The sequence below is a fragment of the Dietzia sp. SLG310A2-38A2 genome, from assembly GCF_014145095.1.
GTDB lineage: Bacteria > Actinomycetota > Actinomycetes > Mycobacteriales > Mycobacteriaceae > Dietzia.
Map to the genome: position 1 here is coordinate 1 of NZ_JAALDX010000461.1, position 1,050 is coordinate 1,050.

Here is a 1,050-nt window from a genome sequence, read left to right on the forward strand (position 1 = left end):
CTCCTCCTCGCCCGGCAACTCGGGCAGGGGCGCGGAGGAGACCTCACCGCGCCAGTCGGCGAGCAGCGCGGCCAGGGCGTCGGAGCCGGCGGGGCAGTCCCCCGCACCGAGGACGCCGAGGAGCTCCTCGTCACGCTCCACCGCCTCCGAGTCCGGACCGTGCGCGTCGAGCGAGGCGGCGTCGTCCCGGGTGCCGGGGTCGACATCGTCGTCGTTCATCGCCATCGCTCCTCTCCGTCCTGCTCGATCCTCGCCCGGAGCTGCTTCATGGCCCGGTGTTGGGCCACCCGCACGGCTCCGGCCGTACTGTCCACGATCTCCGCGGTCTCCTCCGCGGAGAGTCCTACGACCACTCGCAGTCGGATGATCTCCCTCTGCTTCTCGGGCAGGGTTCCCAGTAGTCGGCTCATCGCCCTGGTCACCTCGCCGTCGAGGATGTGATCCTCCGGCCCCGTCTCCGTCGAGAGCACCTCCGGGAGGTACTCCACTGGATCCGACTTGTTCCGTGCGGCGCCCCGGTGCGCGTCCGCGACCTTGTGTGCCGCGATCCCGTACACGAAGGCCATGAAGGGACGTCCCTGATCCCGGTACCCGGGCAACGCCGAGAGCACCGCGATCAACACCTCCTGTGCGACATCGTCAGCAGAAAGGTTGACCCTCTCCGCACCCCCGACGCGGGAGCGGCAATACCGCACCACCCCGGGACGGACGAGTTCGAGTACCCGCGTGGCCGCCGTACGGTCTCCTTTGACCGCGGCGGCGACGGCGAACTCCAACTCGTCTGCTGTACCTGTCATCGAATTAGGGGGGCCTCTCGTTACACGGGTGTGCTACGGGGCACGGCCTTTCTGTAGGGGTGCGACGCCGGACGTCGCGGTCTCACGTCCGGACCGTGGCGGCCGGCGGGGCGTGGGCACAGGATACTTCTGCGACCCCTGTGCGGGAGGTCATCCGGTGAGGGCCCAGCGTAGCCGCTCGGAGCCGTGCGGGACGACATCACCGGTCGCCGCACGACGAGCGGGCCCCGGTCCCGCGGATGCGGGACCGGGG

General features: G+C 70.2%; 1 protein-coding gene and 1 pseudogene. Both read right to left on the bottom strand.

Going from position 1 to position 1,050, the window contains the following annotated elements; all coding sequences use genetic code 11:
- Window positions 1-219, bottom strand: a pseudogene (locus G6027_RS15070) (hypothetical protein); the annotation flags it as partial.
- The gene (locus tag G6027_RS15075; RefSeq protein ID WP_182637883.1) at window positions 216-797 is read right to left on the bottom strand and encodes a sigma-70 family RNA polymerase sigma factor; all 582 of its coding nucleotides are present in this window, start codon (window positions 795-797) and stop codon (window positions 216-218) included. The pseudogene G6027_RS15070 and the gene G6027_RS15075, both read right to left, overlap by 4 nt.
- Window positions 798-1,050: the final 253 nt, after the last annotated feature.

Bases quoted from the DNA above. Each gene is read 5' to 3' on its own strand.
- G6027_RS15075 (WP_182637883.1), bottom strand. From the start codon at position 797: ATGACAGGTACAGCAGACGAGTTGGAGTTCGCCGTCGCCGCCGCGGTC.